Annotated in this window: 2 protein-coding genes and 1 pseudogene; all 3 read left to right on the plus strand. The window is 65.4% G+C overall.

Annotation, left to right across the window (positions count from 1 at the left end):
* Positions 1-364, plus strand: a pseudogene (locus tag I55_RS37405) (hypothetical protein); the annotation flags it as partial.
* Positions 365-421: 57 nt separating this feature from the next.
* Entirely contained in the window at positions 422-1,102 is a 681-nt protein-coding gene (locus I55_RS26660; protein ID WP_199902739.1) for an ABC transporter ATP-binding protein, read from the plus strand.
* 66 nt (positions 1,103-1,168) lie between these two features.
* On the plus strand, positions 1,169-2,087 hold a 919-nt coding region (locus tag I55_RS26665), incomplete at its 3' end, for an ABC transporter permease (RefSeq protein ID WP_044563766.1).

Raw genomic sequence — 2,087 nt, forward strand, 5'->3', positions numbered from 1 at the left:
GTACAAGCTGAAGGTCGCCAAGATTTATCGCAGGGTCCACGACGGCCAGTCCCAGGTGGATCTGGAATTCTTGGGAGCCGCGCCGCAGGATATCCGCAGCGGCCAGACCCTGCAGATGCGCCTGAAGCTGGGGGTGGCCACCACCGCCCTGCTCATACCCAACGGCGGTTTCTACCAGGACACGGGCGGCGACTGGATCTTCGTGGTGCAGCCGGGCGGAACCTATGCCGAGAAGCGGCGCGTGCATCTGGGCCGGCGCAACGCCCAGATGATCGAGGTGCGCGATGGCCTGAAGGCCGGCGACCGGGTCATCGTCTCTTCCTATGGCGATCTGGCCCGCATGGACCGGATAGAGCTGAACTGATCCGATCCGGTACCGAAACGACCATTGAATTTTGTCATTAAGACGGGGATGGCAAGGATGCTGAAGCTAGTCGACCTGACCAAGGTCTACCGCACGGAAGAGGTGGAGACCACGGCCCTGAACCAGGTGAACATCCATATCAAGCAGGGCGAGTTCGTGGCCATCATGGGGCCCTCCGGCTGCGGCAAGTCCTCATTGCTCAACATCGTGGGCATGCTGGACAACCCCAGCAGCGGCCAATACTGGTTCGGGGATGAGGATGTGGCGGGCTACGGCGAGCGCAAGTTGGCCGACATCCGCAAGAAGAACATCGGCTTCATCTTCCAGAGCTTCAACCTGATCGACGAGCTGACGGTGTTCGAGAATGTGGAGCTGGCGCTGCTCTACCACGACATCCCGGCGCGTGAGCGCAAGGAGCGGGTGAAGGAAGCGCTGGCCAAGGTCAACATCGCCCACCGCGAAAGCCACCTGCCGCAGCAGCTGTCCGGAGGCCAGCAGCAGCGCGTGGCCATCGCCCGCGCCGTCGTTTCGCGCCCCCGCATGCTGCTGGCGGACGAACCCACCGGCAACCTGGACAGCGCCAACGGCGAAGAGGTCATGAACATGCTGACCGAGCTGAACGGCGAGGGCACGACCATCGTGATGGTCACCCACTCCATGCCCCACGCCCAGTACGCCCGGCGCATCATCAACCTGTTCGATGGCCAGGTGGTGGCGGAAAACCTGCGCGCCGCCTGATCCCGCGTTCCCACGCCGTCATCGCTGTCCGTCGCCGCCCTTCATCAAAAGGGGGAAAGCCGTCCCATGCTCGCCAACTACCTGACCGTGGCGCTGCGCACGCTGATCAAGCACAAGCTCTATTCCGCCATCACGGTGGCGGGGTTGGCGCTGGGTCTGGCGGCGGCCATCCTGATCGGCCTGTTCGTCCACAATGAACTGACCTACGACCGCGACTTCACCGACGCCGACCGCATCAGCCAAGTCTTCGTCACCGCCACCCTGCCGGGCCGCGCGCCGGAGGAGGGGGTCAGCCTGCCCATGCCGGTGGGGCCGGCGCTGAAGCAGACCTTCCCCCAGGTGGCGGAGATGACGCGGGTGGCCAGCCAGACCTCCACCCTGAAGCGGGATGAGGCGCTGTTCACCGAGACGGTGGCGGTGGTCGATACCAGTTATTTCAGCGTGTTCGACTGGCCATTCGTCGCGGGGGACCGCGCCACGGCGCTGGACGCGCCCGACGCCGTGGTCCTGACGCGCAAGACGGCGGCCAAGTATTTCGGCGACGCCGAGGCCGTGGGGCGGACGCTGTTGGTGGACGGCCATCCGCTGCGGGTGGCCGGCGTCATGCGCGACCTTCCGTCCAACACCCAGTTCGCCTTCGCCCTGGTGGTTCCCATGGCCAGTCAGGCCAACCAGATCCCGGATTTCCTGAGGGACCATTGGGGCGGGCTGATGGCCATGACCTACCTGAAGATGGCGCCGGGGACGGACGCCAAGGCCGCCGCCGATGCCATCCAGGCCGGGCTGCCCGCCTTTGGCGCCGCCATCCCGCCGCTGAAGACCAGCTCCGGCGAGGTCCATTTCGGGGATATGTTCCGCTTCTTCCTGGTACCGCTGAATCAGGCCCACCTGCACCCCGGCCGCAACGCCATGGTGGAGGGCATCAGCCCCATGGGAATCGCCATCTTCTCCACCGTCGCGGTGCTGGTGCTGGCCATCGCCTGCA

The organism is Azospirillum sp. B4, assembly GCF_000333275.1.
In the GTDB taxonomy this organism is placed as follows: Bacteria; Pseudomonadota; Alphaproteobacteria; order Azospirillales; family Azospirillaceae; genus Nitrospirillum.

Bases quoted from the DNA above. Each gene is read 5' to 3' on its own strand.
- I55_RS26660 (WP_199902739.1), top strand. From the start codon at position 422: ATGCTGAAGCTAGTCGACCTGACCAAGGTCTACCGCACGGAAGAGGTG.